The organism is Mesorhizobium sp. M0909 (genome assembly GCF_040319515.1).
Lineage (GTDB): Bacteria > Pseudomonadota > Alphaproteobacteria > Rhizobiales > Rhizobiaceae > Mesorhizobium.
Genome location: NZ_JAMYOA010000008.1, coordinates 24,989 through 45,551, shown reverse-complemented (window position 1 = coordinate 45,551; position 20,563 = coordinate 24,989). Strand labels below are relative to the sequence as shown.

Annotated in this window: 17 protein-coding genes and 1 tRNA gene; 9 read left to right on the top strand and 9 right to left on the bottom strand. The window is 63.4% G+C overall.

Going from position 1 to position 20,563, the window contains the following annotated elements:
- Window positions 1–35: 35 nt before the first annotated feature.
- The 3 genes from mmsB to chvE form a co-directional block, all read right to left on the bottom strand.
- A complete protein-coding gene (gene mmsB / locus NKH83_RS14605; RefSeq protein WP_352805373.1) occupies window positions 36–1,328 on the bottom strand; it encodes a multiple monosaccharide ABC transporter permease in 1,293 nt (430 codons plus the stop codon).
- Window positions 1,325–2,857 (bottom strand): multiple monosaccharide ABC transporter ATP-binding protein, encoded by a 1,533-nt coding sequence (mmsA, locus tag NKH83_RS14600; RefSeq protein ID WP_254816338.1) that lies wholly within the window; start codon window positions 2,855–2,857, stop codon window positions 1,325–1,327. The genes mmsB and mmsA overlap by 4 nt, the downstream gene beginning before the upstream one ends.
- A 99-nt stretch (window positions 2,858–2,956) precedes the next feature.
- Window positions 2,957–4,021 (bottom strand): multiple monosaccharide ABC transporter substrate-binding protein, encoded by a 1,065-nt coding sequence (chvE, locus tag NKH83_RS14595; RefSeq protein ID WP_254816339.1) that lies wholly within the window; start codon window positions 4,019–4,021, stop codon window positions 2,957–2,959.
- Between the two features lie 317 nt (window positions 4,022–4,338).
- On the opposite strand from chvE, the gene NKH83_RS14590 reads away from it, so the two are divergent.
- On the top strand, window positions 4,339–5,328 hold the full coding sequence (locus tag NKH83_RS14590) for a LysR family transcriptional regulator (protein ID WP_352475919.1): 990 nt from the start codon (window positions 4,339–4,341) through the stop codon (window positions 5,326–5,328).
- 286 nt (window positions 5,329–5,614) lie between these two features.
- Here the strand turns inward: NKH83_RS14590 and NKH83_RS14585 are convergent.
- Window positions 5,615–5,688 (bottom strand) — tRNA-Gly (locus tag NKH83_RS14585).
- A gap of 132 nt (window positions 5,689–5,820) precedes the next feature.
- Here NKH83_RS14585 and NKH83_RS14580 point away from each other — a divergent pair.
- Window positions 5,821–6,084: a DUF6460 domain-containing protein gene (locus NKH83_RS14580; RefSeq protein ID WP_352805369.1), complete on the top strand. Its 264-nt coding sequence runs from the start codon at window positions 5,821–5,823 to the stop codon at window positions 6,082–6,084.
- 3 nt (window positions 6,085–6,087) lie between these two features.
- Here the strand turns inward: NKH83_RS14580 and NKH83_RS14575 are convergent, their stop codons facing one another.
- Window positions 6,088–6,990 (bottom strand): histone deacetylase family protein, encoded by a 903-nt coding sequence (locus NKH83_RS14575; protein ID WP_352805366.1) that lies wholly within the window; start codon window positions 6,988–6,990, stop codon window positions 6,088–6,090.
- 212 nt (window positions 6,991–7,202) lie between these two features.
- Between NKH83_RS14575 and NKH83_RS14570 the strand changes: the two genes are divergently transcribed.
- A complete protein-coding gene (locus NKH83_RS14570; RefSeq protein WP_352805590.1) occupies window positions 7,203–8,465 on the top strand; it encodes an MATE family efflux transporter in 1,263 nt (420 codons plus the stop codon).
- A gap of 3 nt (window positions 8,466–8,468) precedes the next feature.
- Here NKH83_RS14570 and NKH83_RS14565 read toward each other — a convergent pair whose 3' ends face one another.
- Window positions 8,469–9,545 carry a quinone-dependent dihydroorotate dehydrogenase gene (locus NKH83_RS14565; RefSeq protein WP_352805363.1) on the bottom strand — a complete coding sequence of 359 codons (1,077 nt, stop codon included), beginning with the start codon at window positions 9,543–9,545 and terminating at the stop codon, window positions 8,469–8,471.
- Window positions 9,542–9,892, bottom strand: a complete 351-nt coding sequence (locus NKH83_RS14560; protein ID WP_352805360.1) for a DUF952 domain-containing protein — start codon at window positions 9,890–9,892, stop codon at window positions 9,542–9,544. The genes NKH83_RS14565 and NKH83_RS14560 overlap by 4 nt, the downstream gene beginning before the upstream one ends.
- A gap of 126 nt (window positions 9,893–10,018) precedes the next feature.
- Between NKH83_RS14560 and NKH83_RS14555 the strand changes: the two genes are divergently transcribed.
- Together NKH83_RS14555 and NKH83_RS14550 are read left to right on the top strand one after the other, a co-directional pair.
- Entirely contained in the window at window positions 10,019–10,450 is a 432-nt protein-coding gene (locus NKH83_RS14555; RefSeq protein ID WP_352644304.1) for a hypothetical protein, read from the top strand.
- A gap of 119 nt (window positions 10,451–10,569) precedes the next feature.
- Window positions 10,570–11,232 (top strand): response regulator, encoded by a 663-nt coding sequence (locus NKH83_RS14550; RefSeq protein WP_473556440.1) that lies wholly within the window; start codon window positions 10,570–10,572, stop codon window positions 11,230–11,232.
- Window positions 11,233–11,235: 3 nt separating this feature from the next.
- Here the strand turns inward: NKH83_RS14550 and NKH83_RS14545 are convergent, their stop codons facing one another.
- On the bottom strand, window positions 11,236–14,724 hold the full coding sequence (locus NKH83_RS14545; protein ID WP_352805356.1) for a PAS domain-containing hybrid sensor histidine kinase/response regulator: 3,489 nt from the start codon (window positions 14,722–14,724) through the stop codon (window positions 11,236–11,238).
- A 233-nt stretch (window positions 14,725–14,957) separates the two neighbouring features.
- Between NKH83_RS14545 and mscL the strand changes: the two genes are divergently transcribed.
- Both mscL and NKH83_RS14535 read left to right on the top strand, forming a co-directional pair.
- A complete protein-coding gene (gene mscL / locus NKH83_RS14540; RefSeq protein ID WP_254816348.1) occupies window positions 14,958–15,380 on the top strand; it encodes a large conductance mechanosensitive channel protein MscL in 423 nt (140 codons plus the stop codon).
- Between the two features lie 111 nt (window positions 15,381–15,491).
- Window positions 15,492–16,658, top strand: a complete 1,167-nt coding sequence (locus NKH83_RS14535) for a pyridoxal phosphate-dependent aminotransferase (protein WP_352805353.1) — start codon at window positions 15,492–15,494, stop codon at window positions 16,656–16,658.
- Window positions 16,659–16,694: 36 nt separating this feature from the next.
- On the opposite strand, the gene hemA is transcribed toward NKH83_RS14535, so the two are convergent.
- Window positions 16,695–17,972 (bottom strand): 5-aminolevulinate synthase, encoded by a 1,278-nt coding sequence (hemA, locus tag NKH83_RS14530; RefSeq protein WP_254816350.1) that lies wholly within the window; start codon window positions 17,970–17,972, stop codon window positions 16,695–16,697.
- A gap of 265 nt (window positions 17,973–18,237) precedes the next feature.
- Here hemA and galE point away from each other — a divergent pair, with 265 nt between their 5' ends.
- Window positions 18,238–19,233 carry a UDP-glucose 4-epimerase GalE gene (galE, locus tag NKH83_RS14525; protein WP_352805350.1) on the top strand — a complete coding sequence of 332 codons (996 nt, stop codon included), beginning with the start codon at window positions 18,238–18,240 and terminating at the stop codon, window positions 19,231–19,233.
- A gap of 43 nt (window positions 19,234–19,276) precedes the next feature.
- Window positions 19,277–20,527 (top strand): D-amino acid dehydrogenase, encoded by a 1,251-nt coding sequence (locus NKH83_RS14520; RefSeq protein ID WP_352805347.1) that lies wholly within the window; start codon window positions 19,277–19,279, stop codon window positions 20,525–20,527.
- Window positions 20,528–20,563 lie beyond the last annotated feature (36 nt).

The following is a 20,563-nucleotide window of genomic DNA, read 5'->3' as shown; positions in this document are numbered from 1 at the left end:
GCCGCGATGTGACCCGTATGCCTCCTGGTTGCCTCTCAAGCCTTGTTCTTGTTGTAGACGTCGAAGACGACGGCGCCGAGCAGCACCAGGCCTTTGACCACCTGCTGCCAGTCGACATTGACGCCCATGATCGACATGCCGTTGTTCATGACGCCCATGATGAAGCCGCCGACCACCGCGCCGATGACCTGGCCGACGCCGCCCATCGCCGAAGCGCCACCGATGAACACCGCGGCGATGACGTCGAGCTCGCTGCCGAGGCCGGCCGCCGGCACAGCCTGCCCCAGGCGCGCTGCGATAATCAGGCCGCCGAGTGCCGACAGCACGCCCATATTGATGAACACCATCAACGTCAGCCGTTCGGTCTTGATGCCCGATAGCTGGGCTGCCTTGGCATTGCCGCCCATCGCATAGATGCGGCGGCCGATCGTCATGCGTTTGGTAACGAAGACGAACAACGCGATCAGCACACCCATCACCGTGAGAACGATGGGGAGGCCCCTATAGGTGGCGAATTGGTAAACGAGAAACAGCGCCAGCGCGCTGATCACCAGGGTCTTGACGACGAACAGCGAGAAGGGCTCGGCTTCGTAGCCATGCTTCTCGCGGGTGCGCCGTGCCCTGAGCCCGAAATAGGCATAGGCGAGCACGGCGACGAGGCCGATCACGATCGTCGTCAGGTGCAGCGTGAGGCCGCTGCCGACAATGGTTTTGCCGGCGGCGTTCACGGTTGGCGGTATCAGTGTCAATGGGCCGATCAGGTCCGGAATGAAGCCGGAACTGAGCGCCTTGAAGCCGACTGGAAGCGGCCCCACGGAAGACCCGCCACCGAGCAGCGCCTGGCAGATGCCGCGGAAGATCAGCATGCCCGCCAGCGTGACGATAAAGCTCGGTATTCGGTGATAGGCAATCCAGTAGCCTTGTGCCGCGCCGATCGCACCACCGACGATCAGGCAGATGATCGACACCACCAGCGGATTGCTCAATGGGCCAAGCGGCCAGATGACCATCATCATCGCCGCCAGTGCGCCGATGAAGCCGGCGACGGAGCCGACGCTGAGATCGATGTGACCCGAAACGATCACCAGAAGCATGCCCAGCGCCATCACGATGATGAAGCTGTTCTGCTGCACGAGATTGCTGAGGTTCACCGGCTTGAACAGCGTTCCGGACGTGGTGAACTGGAAGAACACCATGATTGCGATCAACGCCAGGACCAACCCGTATTCGCGCAGATTGGTGACCAGCGCCGAGACGGCAATGCGAGGTCCCTGTTGTAGATCCTGGGCAACGCCGGTCTGCGGCCCGGGAGCGCTTTCGGTGCTCATGATGCTTTTCCTTCTCCGCGGACGATGGCGCGCATTATCTTTTCCTGGCTGGCGTCGCTTGCCGCCATTTCGCCGACGATGCGTCCTTCGTTCATGACGTAGATGCGGTCGGTGATGCCGAGCAGTTCGGGCATTTCCGACGAGATGACGATGATTGCCTTACCCTCGGAGGCGAGACGCGCGATGATCGTATAGATTTCATATTTGGCGCCGACGTCGATACCACGTGTCGGCTCGTCGAGGATCAGCACTTCCGGATTGGCGAACAGCCATTTCGACAGCACCACCTTCTGCTGATTGCCGCCAGAAAGGTTGCCGGTCATCTGGTAGACGCTCGAGGCGCGGATGTTGGTCCTGCCGCGATAATCGTTGGCGACCGAAAGCTCGCGCAAATCGTCGATCACGCCGTGGCGCGACACGCCGGGCAGGTTGGCCAGCGTGATGTTGTGCTTGATGTGGTCGATCAGGTTGAGACCGTAGGTCTTGCGGTCCTCGGTAACGTAGGCGATGCCGTGTTCCACCGCCTTGCTCACCGAAGAGACGTCGATCGGCTTGCCGTTTAGGAACACCTCGCCCGTTATGCGGCGGCCGTAGGACCGGCCGAACAGGCTCATGGCAAACTCGGTCCGGCCGGCGCCCATGAGCCCGGCAATGCCGACCACTTCGCCCTTGCGGGCGTTGAGGTTGATGCCCTTGATGACCTGCCGCTCGGCATGGATGGGGTGGTAGACCGACCAGTTTTTCACTTCGAGAACGGTCTCGCCGATGTTCGGCTCGCGCGGCGGATAGCGGTCGTCGAGCGAACGGCCGACCATCGAGGTGATGATGCGGTCCTCCGAGATGTCCTTCTTGGCCAGCGTCTCGATGGTCCGGCCGTCACGGATGATGGTGACTTTGTCGGCGACCCGGTTCACCTCGTTGAGCTTGTGCGAGATCAGGATAGAAGTGATGCCCTGCCGCTTGAATTCGAGCAGCAGATCGAGCAGCGCCTGGCTGTCCTTTTCGGACAGGCTCGCCGTCGGCTCGTCGAGAATGAGCAGCTTCACTTCCTTGCTGAGCGCCTTGGCGATCTCGACCAGCTGCTGCTTGCCGACGCCGATATTAGTGATCAGCGTGTTGGGGTCTTCCTTGAGGCCGACCTTCTTGAGCAGGGCGCTGGTGCGCGCCTCGTTCGCGTTCCAGTCGATGACGCCGTATCTGGCGTGCTCGTTGCCGAGAAAGATGTTTTCGGCGATCGACAGCATCGGCACCAGCGCAAGCTCCTGGTGGATGATGACGATGCCCTTGCGCTCGCTGTCGTGGATACCTTTGAAATGGCACTCGTCGCCGCGATAGATGATCTGGCCGTCATAAGTGCCGGACGGATACACGCCCGACAGCACCTTCATCAGCGTCGACTTGCCGGCGCCGTTCTCGCCGACCACGGCATGGATCTCGCCTTCCTCGACCATGAGCTTGACGTTCGACAGCGCCTTGACGCCGGGAAACGTCTTGGTGATGTCGCGCATCTCCAAAATCGTCGATGCCATTGAGAATACCACTCCTGCGAGGTCCGCAAACAATACCGGGCTGGCTCGCCAACGAAAAGGGGCCCTGCCTGCGCAGGACCCCAGGCTTTGTAACCGCGATTACTTCAGTTCTTCAGCCTTGATGTAGCCGGAGTCGACCACCAGCGCCTGGTAGTTCGACTTGTCGACGTCATGCGGCGTCAACAGGATCGAGGGAACGACCTTGACGTCGTTGTTGTAGGTCGTGGTGTCGAGGCCTTCCGGCTTGCCGCCAGAGAGCACCTTATCGACGAGTTCGACCGTCGCCTTGGCGAGTTCGCGGGTGTCCTTGAACACGGTCGAATACTGTTCGCCGGCGATGATCGCCTTGACCGAGGCGGTCTCGGCGTCCTGTCCGGTGACGATCGGCCATGGCTGATCGGCGGTGCCGTAGCCTACGGCGCGCAGCGAAGCGATGATGCCGCGCGACAGGCCGTCATAGGGCGAGAGCACGCCATCGACGCGGCTGCCGTCCGAGTAGTTGGCGGAGAGCAGATTGTCCATGCGGGCCTGGGCGGTTGCCGCCAGCCAGCGCAGCGTGCCGACCTTGTCCATGCCCATCTGGCCGGACTTCACGACGAGGGTCTTGTCGTCGATCAGCGGCTGAAGAACCGACATGGCGCCGTTATAGAAGAAGAACGCGTTGTTGTCGTCCGGCGAACCGCCGAACAGCTCGATGTTGAACGGTCCCTTCTTCTCGGGATAACCGAGGCCCTTGAGCAGCGATTTGGCTTGGATGACGCCGACGCCGAAATTGTCGAAGGTGGTGTAGTAGTCGACATTTGGCGTCTTCTTGATCAGGCGGTCGTAAGCGACGACGACAACGCCGGCGTCATTGGCCTTCTGCAGCGCATCGCCCATCGTGGTGCCGTCGATCGAAGCGATGATCAGCGCCTTCGGGCCCTTGGTGATTTCGTTTTCCAGCTGGCTGAGCTGGTTCGGAATGTCGTCCTGCGCATATTGCAGGTCGACAGTGTAGCCCAAAGCCTCGAGCTGGGACTTGACGGCGTCGCCGTCGTTGATCCAGCGCTGCGAGGTCTTGGTGGGCATCAGCACGCCGATCAGGCCTTCGCCCGCCTGCGCCGGCAGCGTCATGGCCGCGATGCCTAGGGCCGCGACGGCGGCCAGTGTCTTGATAATCTTCACATTAACTCTCCCTGGTTGATGGACGCGTACCCTTGGGTTTCGTGGGCCGCGCAATCGTGCAGGAGCGCCAAAGGCGCCGCTGCCGTCAATCGATCTCCGGTATCCTCCCAATCGGCCCCGAAACTCTGGTTTCAATCGATACGAGTTTTCTCTCGTCACTGATCGTCAAGTCTCAGGACGCGCGGAGGGTGTGTCGCTTTGCCATAACTGTCAAATGCGATCTTTGATGGTTGCTATATCGAGACTGATATGGCTTAGGCTAGTGAGGACGCTGCCGGATTTTGCCGGGGCGCCGGGCGTGCGAGTAGGGAAAAATCATGGCGGCGCTGCGAAATCCTGGCGGAATATCAGCCGGTTACGATGAAATCCCGGGCGATGGCGGAACCTTGCTGCGCAGCGGCTTGAGCCTGCGTCACATGCGCATGATCGCAGCCCTCGACGAGCACGGCCGGGTGAGCGCCGCGGCCCAGGTCATGAACATCTCGCAGCCGGCGGCCTCGCGCATGATCGCCGAGATGGAGGCCGTGCTCGATGTCAAGCTCTGCGAAAGGCTGCCGCGCGGCATCACGCTGACGCCCTATGGCAAGGCGTTGGCACGGCGCGCGCGATCGATCCTGCTCGAGATGCGCGAGGTCGACCGTGAGATTTTCGAGCTCAAGGCGGGCAAGGGCGGCTCGGTGTTCCTGGGGGCGGTAACAGCACCGGCGATCGAGCTGGCGGTACCGGCGATCCGCGAGATCCGGCGCCTCTATCCGCGCATCGAAATCACCATGCAGGTCGAGACCTCGAACGTGTTGGCGCGCGAGCTGATCGCCTCGCGCCACGATTTCATCATCGCCCGCATCCCCGACGACCTCAATCCGCGGCTGTTCGAAGCCCGCGTCATCGGCGTCGAGAAGGCCTGCCTGATCGTGCGCCGCGGCCACCCGCTGACCAAGGGCAAGGTGGTGCGGCTGGAAGACACCGCCGCCTATGACTGGGTTTTCCAGTCGGGCGGCTCGCCGCTGCGCCAGGCGATGGAGAGTAACTTTCTGAACCGAAACATCGCGCTGCCGGACCGCATCCTCAATACCAGCTCGCTGCTATTGACTCTGGTCATGGTCGCGCAATCCGACGCCATCGCACCGGTTTCGATCCAGGTCGCGAAGTTCATCCAGAACCCGGAAGGCCTGGCCGGCGCCATCGATGTTGTCCAGACCGAGTTCGACATCGAGGTCAGACCCTACAGCCTGATCACGGTGAAGAACCGCGCGCTGTCGCCGGCAGCCAAGATGCTGCACGATTTCATTTTGCGAGAGGTGGGCTGAGGCTTGGAGCGAATAGCGGGGCGCATTCCGTGGCCCCGAGCGGCGCCGGTGCACGTTGGCAATACCGAGGATGCTCAAAAAAGCCCGCCAGCAGAAGCCAGCGGGCAAAGGGTAGACATTCCGGTTGGGGTCATTCGAGGCCCCGCCGACCCTCAATGTGAAATATTCCAGGAACCGGTACATCGGCCAAACAGATGAAAGGCGGCCAGCCGGGTTGCAAAAAACTGGCTGTAAGTCCGCTGGTTTTCAACTGGCCAAAACAAGTGCAATGCACTGGGGCAAAAGCTGGAGCGGGTAGCGGGAATCGAACCCGCGCGTTCAGCTTGGGAAGCTGACAAGCTACCATTACATCATACCCGCGCTGGTTCCTCCGATATCATGGCCCGGCGCCGATGCGCAATCCGGTTTGAGGGCTCGGCTTGATGCAGGGCTGTCAACTGCGTATTTCTGGGCATGTGCCCGAATCGCGGCACCCGACTGTGGAGACAGGCCTTGTCCGCACTGAACCGCTTTCTCGGCGATACGCCGCTCCGGGTGATCCTGAAGCTGCTTGTGGTGTCGTTCCTCGTCGGCCTGGTCATGAATGCCTTCGGCTGGTCGCCGATGGACGTGCTTTACGGCATCCGCAACTTCTTCATCGACCTGTGGAATTTGGGCTTCCACGCCATCGACCGTTTCCTCGGCTACATCCTGCTCGGTGCTGTGATCGTCGTGCCGGCCTTCATCCTGCTCAGGATCGCCAATTTCAGGAAGTGAATTTCAGGCGTATTCCGCAGCCACCTCGAACAGGATGGCGTGGCGTGCGGCGAGTGCTGCGACATCCGCCGAATAGCCGCCGCCGATGACCCCGCACACCGGGATATCAAGCGTGCGGAAATGGCGGATCACCATATCGTCACGGGCGCGCAGCCCGTTATCCGTGAGCGACAACCTGCCGAGCCGGTCCTCGACATGGATATCGACGCCGGCATTGTAGAAGACGAGATCCCAGCGCCTTCGCGCCGACAGCTCCGGCAGGATGGCGTTCAGCCGCTCCAGATAGGCTGCATCGCCGGCGCCGTCGGGCAGGGCGATGTCCAGATCGGAGGCGATCTTGCGCGCGGGGTAGTTGCGGTCGCCATGCATGGAGAAGGTGAACACGCGCGGCTCGTCGCCCAGGATGTCGGCCGTGCCGTCGCCCTGATGCACGTCGAGGTCGACGACCAGGATGTTTTGGGCAGCAGCTTCGGCGAGCAGCACCAGCGCGGCAACGGCTACGTCATTGAAGGTGCAGAAGCCGGCGCCTTGCGCGCGCCGCGCATGATGGCTCCCGCCGGCGGTGTTGCAGGCGATGCCGTTCAGCAAGGCCAGCCGCGCTGCCAGCACCGTGCCGGCCGTTGCGAGCTGCGCCCTCAGCGAAACCCGCTGTCCAATGGGGAAACCGATCTCGCGCTCGATCCTCACCGGCACTTCGCAGGCAAGCACCTGGTCGACATAGTCTGCCGCGTGGGCAAGCTTCAGCCATGATGGCCGCGCCGCCTCCGGCATGTTGAGCGCTTCGGGCTGCGCCAGGCCGCGCGCCCGCAAGGCATCCATCAGCAGCGGATATTTGCTCATCGGGAAGCGGTGGTTGACGGCGAAGCCGGCGTCGTAGTCGGGATGATGAACGATCTGTAAGGGCATGGAACGCGCGGTGCGCCAGAGGCGGGTTTCGGTTGACCATAGCGGGGTGGATGGTTGCGCGAGGTCCGCAAATTGGGGCACATCGGCCAGCCGATCAAGCCGCAACAGGAAGCAACACGCGTTTGGAGCAGGCTTTACCCACCGAAGCCCACGCCACCGAAGCCAGGGCCTTCGTCGTCACCAACCGCTCGGTGCTCGCCATCGCCGTGCCGATGACGCTTGCCTATCTGACGACGCCGTTGCTCGGAATCGTCGACACGGCGGTGGTTGGGCAGTTCGGCGACGCCGCCCTTCTCGGCGGCCTGGCGGCCGGCGCCCTGATCTTCGACGTCGTTTTCACCACCTTCAATTTCCTGCGCTCCGGCACCACCGGCCTCGTCGCCCAGGCCTGCGGGCGCGGCGATGCGCTGGAGGAGCAGGCGGTGTTCTGGCGCGCCGTGCTGATCGCGGTCGTCGCCGGTGTCGTGCTTGCCGCGCTTGCCCCGCTGGTTTCCGCCGCCGGGCAATGGTTCATCGGCGCCGAACCGCGCGTCAGCGCGGCGATGGACGTCTATATCCGCATCAGGATGCTCGCAGCACCGTTCTCGCTGATCAATTACGCCGTCCTTGGCTACGTGCTTGGGCGCGGCGAGGGCGGGCTCGGCCTGATGCTGCAATTGATACTGAACGGCATCAATATCGCTCTCTGCTTCCTGCTTGGGCTGGAGCTCGGCTGGGGCGTTGCCGGCGTTGCCTGGGCAACGGTCACCGGCGAATTCGTCGCCATGCTGCTTGGTCTCGCCATTGTCGGCCGGCGCTTTTGGGCAGCGCCCACGCTGCCGCGCCACCGCGTCCTCGACTTGCCGGCATTCCTGCGCATGATGTCGCTCAATCGCGATATCATGATCCGCTCCTTTTCGCTGCTCGCCGCCTTTGCGCTGTTCACGCGCCAAGGCGCGCAGTTCGGCACGCTGACGCTGGCCGCCAACGCCGTGCTGATGAACCTCTTCCTGATTGCCGGCTATTTCCTCGACGGTTTCGCCACTGCCGCCGAGCAGCTCGCCGGCCGCGCCATTGGAGCGCGCGCCGCCACCGCCTTTAACCAGGCGGTGCGGCTGACGCTGCTTTGGGGGCTCGGTCTGGCGGGCGCGGCGACGCTCTTCTTCCTGCTGGAGGGCACCGATCTCGTCGCCCTGATCACGACCTCGACGGACGTCCGCGCCATTGCCGACATCTACTTGCCATGGGCGGCGTTCACCGCGCTCAGCGGCGTGCTGGCTTTCGAGATGGACGGTGTCTTCATCGGCGCAACATGGTCGCGCGACATGCGCAACATGATGCTGGTGTCGTTCCTGTCGTTCAGCGCCGCCCTGCTGATTCTGGTGCCGGCCTTCGGCAATCACGGCTTGTGGGCGGCGTTGCATGTCTTCCTGCTGGTACGCGGCTTCAGCCTGCTCGCCATATTGCGGCTGCGGGTGCGCACCGCCTTTAACTAATCGCTAAAGCGGTTTCACCGCCCATTGATCGAGGCGGCTGTCGCGAAGCTCGCGCAGCGACTTCAGCCCTTGACTGTTCATGAAACGAGCCATGCCGGAAAGAATGCGCCCCGGCAGCGCGGGCCCAGCATAGATCATGCCGGTATAGAGCTGCACGAGATCGGCGCCGGCGCGGATCTTTTCCAGGGCCGTCTCGGCGGAATCAACGCCGCCGACGCCGATGATAGTGGTATCCGGGCCAAGCAGTTTTCGCATCCTTGCCAGCACGATGGTCGAGCGCTCGAACAAGGGTTTCCCCGAAAGCCCGCCGGCCTCGCCGGCAAGGCCGGCGCTGCGCAGGCCGGATCGCGCGATCGTGGTGTTGGAGACGATGAGGCCGTCAATCTGCTTCTCGGTGAGCTCGGCGGCGATGTCCTCCAACTCGGCCTCGACCAGGTCCGGCGCGATCTTGAGGAAGACGGGTGGTTTCGCGGATGCTGCCGCACGCGCGGCCATGACACGCGACAGAAGTTCGCCAAGTTGTTCGCGTGCCTGCATGTTGCGCAGGCCCGGCGTGTTCGGCGAGGAGATGTTGATTGCCAGATAACTGGCATATCGCGCAAACCGGACCACGCCGCGTTCATAGTCACTGACGCGGTCGGTGCTGTCCTTGTTGGCGCCGATGTTGACGCCGACGATGCCGGCACGGCCCATGCGGGCGGCAAGGCGCTTTTCCGCGGCGTCGTGGCCCTCATTGTTGAAGCCCAGCCGATTGATCACCGCCCCGTCCGAAGGCAGCCGGAAAATGCGCGGCTTCGGATTGCCGCCCTGCGGCAGCGGCGTGATCGTGCCGACCTCGGCGAAGCCGAAGCCGAGGCCGAGCAGCGCGTCCGGCACTTCGGCATTCTTGTCGTAACCCGCCGCCATGCCGAGCGGGTTCGGGAAATCGAGTCCGCAACGGCTGACCTTTAGCCTGTTGTCCTGCGGCGGACGACCGGCGACCGGCAGCCCGCATCTCAGCGCGGCGATCGACAGTCCATGCGCGGTTTCCGGATCGAGCGTGAACAGCAGTTTCTGGCCGATCCGGCCGAGCGCGCTCATTCGGCCTCCAGCGCGGGGAATTCATGCTGTCCGTCGGCGCCGAGCGGCAATGCCTGCACCGAAACGACCGCATCGAGGCCGAGCGCGTCGTAGAGATGCGGGAACAAGGCGCCGCCGCGCGAGACCTCATATTTCAGCGCATCGCCAAGGCGCGCGCCGTCGACGGCGACCAGCAGCAACCCGCCCTGGCCGGCGAAATGTTTGGCCGCCGTTTCCCGAACCTGCCCGGCGGCGGAAAAATGGATGAAACCGTGGGCGACGTCGATCGGCGCGCCGGTGAATCGGCCTTCCCTTTCGGCCTCGCGCCAAAGCGCCTCGGGAACTATCTTGTAGATGATCTCGGACATGGTTGCGCTATAGTCCGAACCGACCACGCGGGGAAGGGCAGGCCCGTGTTCTTCCCCATTTCAGGTTCGTCCCCATTTCAGGCGCAAACTGTGATAGATTGCGCTGACTGGCTCATGGAGGAAAACATGCGTCTGAAACACGTCTTGATCCCCGCAGCACTGGTCTCGCTTATAGCGGCGTCGGCCTTTTCCGAGGAAGCCGATCGCTACCGGTTGGAAAAATCGGCCAATGGCTATGTCCGTATGGATACGCAAACCGGCGCCATGTCGCTCTGCGAGGAACGCTCCGGTCAGCTTGTCTGCAAGACGGCGGCCGACGAACGTGCCGCCTTCCAGGATGAGGTCGACCGCCTGCAAAATTCGGTGAAGGCGCTCGACGAACGTGTCGCCAAGCTCGAAAATTCGCTTGCCGCGCGTCTCGAATCGACTTTGCCCAGCGAGGAGGATTTCAACAAGACGATGGGTTACATGGAGCGCTTCCTGCGTAGCTTCATGGACATCGTCAAGGACATGGACAAGGACGAAGACGGCGCCAAGCCCAATTCGCAAAAGACCTAGGCAATTCGCAAAAAGACCTGGGGCGGGAATAGCAAGCCGGCCACGCCGAACAGCAGGCTTGGCGTTATGATCGTTCATATCCTGCAAGGCGGAAAATCGCCAACGGGATTCGGGGAGGGATATCACCGTTGGGCTACACATTCGTCATTGCCGACGATCATCCGCTTTTTCGCGGTGCATTGAGGGAGGCACTCGCGGGCATCGGAGACGTTGCCGCCATTCACGAGGCCGGCGATTTCGAAAGCGCCAAGGCGCTGGTCCTGGCCAATGAGGATGTCGATCTGGTGCTGCTCGATCTCTCGATGCCGGGGGCAAGCGGTCTTTCCGGCCTGATCTCGCTGCGCGGCATCCATCCGGCGGTGCCGATGATGGTGGTCTCGGCGCATGACGATCCGGTGACGATCCGGCGCGCGCTCGACCTCGGCGCCTCGGGCTTCATCTCCAAATCGGCCAGCATGGAGGAGATCCGCAATGCGGTGCAGTCGGTGCTCGCAGGTGATATCGCGGCACCCGCCGGGGTCGATCTCGGCGTCGAGCGCGATCCCGAGATTTCCGACCTGATCAAGCGGCTGCAGGCGCTGACCCCACAGCAGACGCGCGTGCTCGGCATGCTGGCCGAGGGACTGCTCAACAAGCAGATCGCCTATGAGCTCGGGGTCTCCGAAGCGACGATCAAAGCGCATGTCTCGGCTATCCTGCAGAAGCTCGGCGTCGACAGCCGCACCCAGGCGGTCATCCTTTTGTCCAAAATAGGCAGCGACCCGCTGCAGACGGCCGGCTGATCCCTATTCGGCCGCCGGTGCCAGCGGCCTGACCCTGGCCATCATCGAGCGCAGCATCGCCGGTTTCAGCGGTTTGCTGATCACCGGCACGTCGAGCCTGCCGGCGGCGGCGCGAACCTCGCTGGAGCGGTCGGCGGTGACCAGCACGGCCGGCAGGTCCTCGCCATGGATCGCACGCAACTGGGCGATCAATTCGAGGCCGGTCCTGTTGTCGAGATGATAGTCGGCAAGCACGATGTCCGGCCGATGCATGCCGGACCTGTCGAGCTCCTCCGCGCCGGAAAGCGTGTCGACGCTGCAGCCCCAGCCCTCAAGCAGGAGCCGCATGCCGTCGAGGATGCGGGCGTCGTTGTCGATGCAGAGCACGTTGAGCCCGGCAAGCGAGGCCGCGGCACGGGCAGGCGGCTTCGCCTCGGCCTCTCGCCGCGGTGCCTGCACGGCCGCCACCGGCAGCAGCACGGAAAAGCGTGTGCCCTTGCCGGGGTTGGAGAAGATCCGGATTTCGAGCCGCAGGACGCGGGCGATGCGGTCGACGATGGAGAGCCCCAGGCCGAGGCCTTCCGCCTCGCGAGCGCCCTCGTCCAGCCGGGTGAATTCGCGAAACACGGTGTTCAGCTTGTCGCCGGCAATGCCGATGCCGGTGTCGATCACCTGGATCTCGGCCAGTTCGCCGCGCCGCCGCACGCCGACCAGGATACGGCCACGGCGGGTATACTTGATGGCGTTGGAGACCAGGTTCTGGATCAAGCGGCGCAGCAGATTGCGGTCTGTCATCACGCTGAGCGACGACGGCATGATCGAGAGCTCGAGCTTCTTTTCGGCGGCAAGCGGCCGGAAATCGTTGCCGATCTGGCGCAGCAGCCCGTCGAGGCCGAAGGTCGTATCGTCCGGCTTCATCGCGCCGGCATCGAGGCGCGAAATGTCGAGCACCGCGCCGAGGATGGTCTCGACCGATTCCAGCGACGATTCGATGTTCATCGCCGCCTTGCCGGCGGGCCCCTTGCCGGTCTTCTCGATCAGCGACGAGCAATAGAGGCGGGCGGCGTTCAGCGGCTGCAAGATGTCATGGCCGGCGGCAGCGAGGAAGCGGGTCTTGCCGAGATTGGCCTCCTCGGCCAGCATCTGCGCCTGCGCCAGCTCCTCGTTGACGCGGGTGAGCTCGGCGGTGCGGCTCTTCACCCGCTGTTCCAGGGATTCGTTCGCGCGCTTAAGCGCCAGATCCTGCTCGACGCGTCCGGAAATGTCGGCGTAGGTGGCGACGATGCCGCCGTCCGGCATCGGGTTGGAGCGCAATTCGAGAATGCGCCCGCTGGTCTTCAGCTCCATCTGCCACGGGCTGACGAAGCTGGTCAGGCGGTTCAGCATGGTAACGCGTTGATCTGCCGGTATATCGCCGCGCTCGGCAAGGTGGCGCAGGATACGATCGAGTGAGACGCCGACCTGGCCCATCTCGTCGGGCAGGTCGAACAGCGCCCGGTACTGGCGGTTCCAGCAGATCAACCGGAAATCCCGGTCGAAGACAGTGATGCCCTGTTCCATCTGGTCGAGCGCGATCTGCAGCAGGTCGCGATTGTGTTGCAGCGCCTCGGTGGCGTCGTCGAGCAGGCGGAAGGCGTCCTTGGATTCGCGGTCGTTGCGGCGCAGCAGCAGCGACAGGATCAGCCGCGCCGAAGAGGAGCCGACGGCACTGGCCAGAAGCTGCTCGGAGAAACGGATGACATCCATGCTGGCCTGCTCGTTGCCGTGCAGTGAAGTGCCGCTGCTCTTTTCGAATGACTGGAATGACCGCTCGGTGCGTTCGACACCGAGATAGCGCGCAATCGTGTCCTTGAGGTCGTTGACGGTGATGGTGGTGCGGAAGCGGCGCAGGCTCGGCAGCGGCCCCGCCTCGCGCGGCACGAAGATCGACGCCTGGATGCGTTCCAGCGGCACCGACGCCCGCGACAGCGAGCCGAACACAAAAAACAGCGTGTTGATCGACAGGCTCCACAGCACGCCATGGTTCAGCGGCTCGGCGACGGTGCCGAACAGAGCTTGCGGCCGCAACACATCTAAGCCGAACAGGCCGTGGGCGAGGATGCCGGTATCGGGCGCGACGAGCGAGGGAAGCAGCAGCGTATAGCTCCAGACGACGATGCCGGCGACCATGCCAAGTGCGGCACCCCGGCCGTTGGCGCCGCGCCAGACCAGGCCGCCGATCATTGCCGGCGCGAACTGCGCGATCGCGGCGAACGACATCAGGCCGATCGAGGACAGTCGCGCGTTGTTGGTGCTCTCGCGGTAGTAGAGGAAGGCGATAAACAGCATGATGAAGATCGCCGCCCGCCGCACATTCAAGATGAGCGTCGACCAGTCCTCGTTCTCGGAGGTCGTTGTCCGCAGCAATCGCCTCACGAACAGAGGAATGACCAGATCGTTGGAGATCATGATCGACAGCGCAACGCTTTCGACGATCACCATTGCGGTCGCCGCCGACAGGCCGCCGATGAAGGCGGCCATGGCCAGCACGTCGTGGCCGCTGAACAGCGGCAGCGACAGCACATAAAGATCGCTGCTGGTTCTCGTGCCGACCAGTTCCAGGCCGGCCAGCGCGATCGGCAGCACGAACAGGTTGATCGCCACCAGATAGAGCGGAAACACCCATGTCGCGGTGCGCAGCTCGGCCTCGCTGCGGTTTTCGACGATGGTGACGTAGAACTGGCGCGGCAACATGAGGATGGCAAAGCCGCTCAGGCATGTCAGCACCAGCCAGGTAGCGAGCGAGGTGTTGTAGCCCATCGCCTGGCGCACCTGCGTGTTTTCGGCGAGCCGGTCGAAGATGTCGCCTGGCCCGCCGAAGATCAGGAACGTGACCATCAGGCCGATCGCCAGGAAGGCGGCGAGCTTGACCACCGTTTCGACTGCCACAGCCAGCACCAGCCCGTCCTGGTGTTCGGTGGCGTCGGCATGGCGCGTGCCGAACAGCACCGCGAACAGCGCCAGCAGCATGGCCACGACCAGCGAGATGTCGCTGACGAACGGATCGAAGGAGGGCGGCGCGCCGGTATAGTGCTCGACCATCAGGCTGACCGAGCCGGAGATTGCCTTCAATTGCAGCGCCATATAGGGCACCGCGCCGATGGTCGCGATCAGTGTGGCGATCGCCGCGACAGCAAAACTCTTGCCGTAGCGGGCGCCGAGAAAGTCGGCGATCGAGGTGATCTTCTCGGTCTTGGCCAGCCTGACAATGCGCTGCAGCAGCGGAAAGCCGAACACAAACACCAGCACCGGTCCGATATAGATGCCGAGGAACTCGAGGCCGCGCTCGGAGGACAGCCCGACCGAGCCGAAGAAGGTCCAGGAGGTGCAGTAGATGGCAAGGCTGAGCGCATAGATGAAGGGCCGGGCGCGGCCGGGGCCGGATGAAGTCGAGCGCCGGTCGCCCAGGCTGGCGATGGCAAACAGCAACGTCACATAGGCAATCGCGATGATGACGATGAACCAGCCCTGCACGCCTCGAACTTCCTCCCTGTGCCGGTTTGGATCGGCTTGATCAGACGCAATCACAGCTTGGCGATCAAGTCCATCGCGGCTTTTGGCGTATTATATCGGCTGCCTCGGGCAATCGTGACCGGCTGAAACCAGCTTTTGATCCTGTTGCAACCGCAGGTTTTTGCTATTCTGCCCACCGGTCGATGCCGGAGGAGCGGACGGCAGAACGGTCGGTCAGGACAAGGAGGAGTCGAATGCTGAAAGAGTTTCAGGAATTCATTTCCAGGGGCAATGTGATGGATCTGGCTGTCGGCGTCATCATCGGCGCTGCGTTCGGCAGAATCGTCGACTCCCTGGTCAACGACATCATCATGCCGGTCATCGGGGCGATTTTGGGCGGATTGGACTTCAACAACTACTTTCTGCCCTTGTCCTCGGCCGTTAACGCCACATCGCTGGCGGATGCGAAGAAACAGGGGGCGGTTTTCGCCTATGGCAGCTTCATCACCGTGGCGCTGAACTTCCTTATCCTCGCCTTCATCATCTTCCTGATGGTCAAGGCGGTGAACAATCTGCGCCAGCGGCTGGAGCGCGAGAAACCGGCCGCCCCGGCTGCCCCGCCGCCGGCCGATGTCGCGCTGCTCACCGAAATTCGCGATCTCCTCGCCAGAAAGTAGCGCCTGCGGCAACTTTCTGGACCAAAACCCTGGTCGCTTGCGGCCGGGGTTTTCTGTTTTCGTCCGCCCTGAAACACGCTAGCAGTCGAGCAAACGAAAACGGACCTATCCATGACCTTGATCGATACCTTGCGCGCCGAGGCTCGGGCGGCGCCTGAAAGCGGCATTGTCGCCGTCATGAACCGTGGCCGCGGCCGCGACGGCATGATCCCGCTCTGGGCCGGCGAGGGTGACCTGCCGACGCCCGCCTTCATCACCGATGCCGCCGCCAAGGCGCTCGCCGACGGCGAAACCTTTTACACCTGGCAGAGAGGCATTCCCGAACTCAGGCAGGCGCTCGCCCGCTACTACACCAGGCATTTCGGCAAGACTTTCGCCAACGAAGAATTCATCGTCACCGGCTCCGGCATGCATGCCATCCAGCTGGCCATCGACGCGGTGGCCGGCAAGGGCGACGAACTCGTCTACCTGTCGCCGGCATGGCCGAACTTCGCCGCCGCCGCCGGGGTAGCCGGCGCCGTGCCAGTCGCAGTCACGCTCGATCAGTCGGGCAATGGCTGGTCCTGCGATGTCGACAAGATCGCAGCGGCGATCACGCCAAGGACCAAGGCGCTGTTTGTCAACACGCCGTCCAACCCGACCGGCTGGACCGCCGGCAAGGAAACGTTGCAGGCGATCCTCGATCTTGCCCGCCAAAGGGGTCTGTGGATCATCGCCGACGAGATCTACTCGCTGTTTCATTACGGCCACGGCCGCGCGCCGTCGTTCATCGACATCATGGCCGATGAGGACCGCATTCTGTTCGTCAATTCTTTTTCCAAGAACTGGGCGATGACCGGCTGGCGCATCGGCTGGATCAAGATCCATCCCGCCTTGCAGCAGGTGTTCGAAAACCTGGTCCAGTATTCGACTTCCGGCGTTGCCCAGTTCATGCAGCGCGGGGCCGTCGTTGCGCTGGATGAGGGCGATGCCTTCATCGTCGAGCAGGTGGAGCGGGCGAGGGCGGCGCGCGACCTGGTCTGCGGGATTCTTGCCGAAACCGGGCGGGCGCGCTTCACCGTGCCCCAGGGCGCATTCTATCTGTTCTTCGCGGTCGACGGCATCACCGATTCCCGCGCTGCCGCCTTCGACATGGTTGACCGCGCCAATGTCGGCCTGGCCCCCGGCACCGCCTTCGGCCCCGGCGGCGAAGCCTTCCTCAGGCTATGCTTCCACCGCCGCCTCGACCAGCTCGAAGAAGCCGCGCACCGGCTGGCGACATGGATGACGAGTGTGTGAGCTGCCTCGAAGCCCGAGTAGAGTTTCAAACGGGCTTCACCCGCCCGACTTCGGCACCAGCAACGGAATGACGCGGTCGCTCTTGGCTACTGAAGGCCGGCCGGCCGAACCGTAGGGAATCCCCAACGCGTCCCATGTCTCCACCAGCGCGTCCTGCAGGGAAGCAATCAGCGCGTCCGAATGGAACGGCGTAGGCGTGATGCGCAGCCGCTCGGTGCCGCGCGGCACTGTCGGGTAGTTGATCGGCTGGATATAGATGCCGTGCACACCGAGCAGGCGGTCGCTGGCCATCTTGCAGAGCTCGGGATCGCCCACCAGAAGCGGCACGATGTGGGTAGGCGATTCCATCACCGGCAGGCCGGCTGCGGCCAGCACTTGCTTGGTCCGTGTCGCCTGACGCAGCTGCGCGTCGCGCTCGGCCTGCGAACGCTTGAGGTGGCGGATCGAGGTGGTTGCCGCTGCAGCGATCGCCGGCGGCAACGCCGTGGTGAAGATGAAGCCCGGCGCATAGGAACGCACCGCGTCGATCACCGCAGTGTTGCCGGCGATGTAGCCGCCAAGCGTGCCGAACGCCTTGGCCAGCGTGCCCTCGATGATGTCGATGCGGTCGGCCAGCCCTTCGCGCTCGGTGATGCCGCCGCCGCGCGGCCCGTACATGCCGACGGCGTGGACCTCGTCGATGTAGGTCATGGCGTTGTAACGCTCGGCGAGCTCGACGATCTGCTTGATCGGCGCGATGTCGCCGTCCATCGAATAGACGCTCTCGAAGACGATCAGCTTAGCGCGCTCGCGGCCGGCCGTCTGCAGCAGGCTTTCGAGATGCGCGACATCATTATGGCGGAAGATCTTCTTCTCGGCGCCCGAGCGCCGCACGCCCTCGATCATCGAAGCGTGGTTGAGCTCGTCCGAGATGATCAGACAATTGGGAAGCAGCTTTGCAATGGTCGAGATCGACGCCTCGTTTGAAACGAAGCCGGAGGTGAAAACCAGTGCCGCTTCCTTGTCGTGCAGGTCGGCAAGCTCCAGTTCGAGCTCGACCAGCGGGTTGCTGGTGCCGGAGATGTTGCGGGTGCCGCCGGCGCCCGACCCCATCTTGCCTGCCGCCTTCTGGAACGCGGCAATGACGTCGGGATGCTGGCCCATGCCGAGATAGTCGTTGGAGCACCAGACGGTGATTTCCTCGGCGCGGCCATTGGCGCGCCAGATGGCGCGCGGGAATTTCCCGACGATACGCTCAAGGTCGGCGAAGACGCGGTAGCGACGCTCTGCATGGAGCTGGTCGATCGCTTCCTCGAAAAACCGCTGGTAGTTCATGTCGCCTTCCCAATTTTGCGCGCGATCATAGTCATTGGCCCATTCGTCGTCCACTTGGCCTTTTTGGTCAAAATGCCACGCCCCGAGCCTGTTCCTAACGACCACGGAACGTGGCCTATTCCCTTGATGTGGATCAATCTTGTTTCAGGACAATGCCACGCGCCGATGAGACCGGTTACCGCAGGTTCTAATGGCTCGGCGGCAGGTTTTCCAGTAAGGCGACGATTGAGACAGTTCCGACAAATCATGAATAGCGAGGATGCGGATGACGGTTTTGGTGACAGGCGGGGCCGGCTATATCGGTAGCCATATGGTCTGGGAATTGCTGGACACGGGTGACAGCGTCGTCGTCCTTGACCGGCTTTCCACCGGCTTTGAATGGGCAGTGGCTCCGGAAGCAAAGCTCGTCGTCGGCGACGTCGCCGACAGGGAACTGGTTGCCTCGATCATCCGCGACAATAAGGTCGACGCGATCATCCATTTCGCCGGCTCGATCGTGGTCCCCGAATCGGTCGCCGACCCGCTTGCCTATTACGAGAACAACACCTGCAAGACGCGCACCTTGATCGAGACCGCGGTGCGCGAAGGCGTGCCCAATTTCATTTTTTCCTCGACCGCCGCCGTGTATGGCGGCGCCGGCCTGGAGCCGGTACGCGAGGATGCCCGGCTTGCGCCGGAATCGCCCTATGGCCTGTCCAAGCTGATGAGCGAATGGATGCTGCGCGACGCGGCGATTGCCCATGGGTTGCGCTATACGGCGCTGCGCTATTTCAACGTCGCCGGCGCCGATCCGAAGGGCCGCACCGGCCAGTCGACGCCCGGTGCCACGCATCTGATCAAGGTCGCCTGCGAGACGGCGCTCGGCAAGCGCTCCTTCATGCAGGTGTTCGGCACCGACTATCCGACGCCGGACGGCACCTGCATGCGCGACTATATCCACGTCAGCGACCTGGCGGCGGCGCATCGGCTGGCGCTGCAGCGGCTGCGTGCCGGCGGATCGAGCCTGGTCGCCAATTGTGGTTACAGCCACGGCTATTCGGTGCTCGAGGTCATCGACAGCGTCCGCCGCGTCTTCGGCCATGATTTCGAGGTACGGATGGGCGATCGCCGCGCCGGCGACGCCGCCGCGGTCGTCGCCAATTCGGAGCTGGCGCGCGGCGAGCTCGGCTGGGCCCCGCAGCGCGACAACCTCGACCAGATCGTTGCCGATGCGCTTGCCTGGGAGCGCATCCTGACCAGCAAGAATTCGGCTCTGGGGTGAAGTGGGCTCTCCGCAAAGGTTGGTTCGGCGCGCTGGGGGCGGAATGAAAATACTGGTGCTTGGGGCCGGCGTCGTTGGTACGGCGGCGGCCTATTATCTGGCCAGCGACGGCCATGAGGTGACGGTGATCGAGCGCCATCCGGCGGCAGCACGCGGCACCAGCCGGTCGAATGCCGGCCTGGTGTCGCCCGGAGACGCCACCGCCTGGGCCTCGCCAGCCGCGCTGAAGACGTTCCTGCGCGGCCTCTACAACCACGATCTCGGCATCAAGGTGCGGCTGCGCTTTGATCCGTATTTTTTCGCCTGGAGCCTGCGCTTCCTGCGCCAGTGCACGCATAAGCGCATGCGCGCCAACACCGACGTCAAGCTGCGTCTGGCGCTCTATTCGCGCGACTGCATCAACGCCGCCTCCGCCGAAACCGGCATCCACTATGACGAGCGCAAGAAAGGCATTCTCTATTTCTTCCGCTCGCAGCAGAGCTTTGATACCGGCACCGACAATTATCGTTATCTCGGCGAACACGGCCTGCCGATCGAGATCGTCGGCCGCGACCGGCTGGTCGAGCTCGAGCCGGGCCTTGCCGTCGCCAAGGACAAGATTGCCGGCGGCGTCTATTCGCCGATCGACCAAACCGGCGACTCCAGCCAATTCACGCAGCGCCTCGCTGCCTATGCCGCCGAGAAACTCGGTGTCCAGTTCCTCTACGGCGCCACTGTCGCAGGCCTCGACATCGACGGCGGCCGAGTGCGCGCGGTGATGACGTCGGCCGGCCCGGTGGCCGGCGATGCGGTGGTCATCTCGATGGGGCCGGAGAGCGGCCTGCTCGGCCGCCGCTACGGCATCGACCTGCCCGTCTATCCCGTGAAGGGCTATACCGTGACTGTTCCGCTGGAAGATGAAAGCAAGGGGCCGATCATGGGGGGCGCCGACGAGGACCGGCTGATCGGCTATTCCAGGCTGGGAAATCGGCTGCGGATGTCCTCGACGGCGGAGTTCACCGGTTTCGACCGCACGTTCAAGCCACGCGATTTCAACTCGATCCTGAACACCGGCAAAGACCTGTTCCCCGGGGCTTTCGACGAGAGCAAGGCCGAGCTCTGGGCTGGACTTCGCCCGATGATGCCGAACTCCGTGCCGGTCATCGGCCGGGCGCGGTACGACAATCTCTACCTCGACACCGGCCACGGCCATCTCGGCTGGACCATGGCCTGCGGTTCGGGAAAGTTCCTCGCCGACCTCGTTGCCGGCCGCAAGCCGGAGATCGATCCACAAGGATTGCTCTACGTGGGCTAGGCATCTCCGAACATCAGGACGCCATGAGCTCGGCGG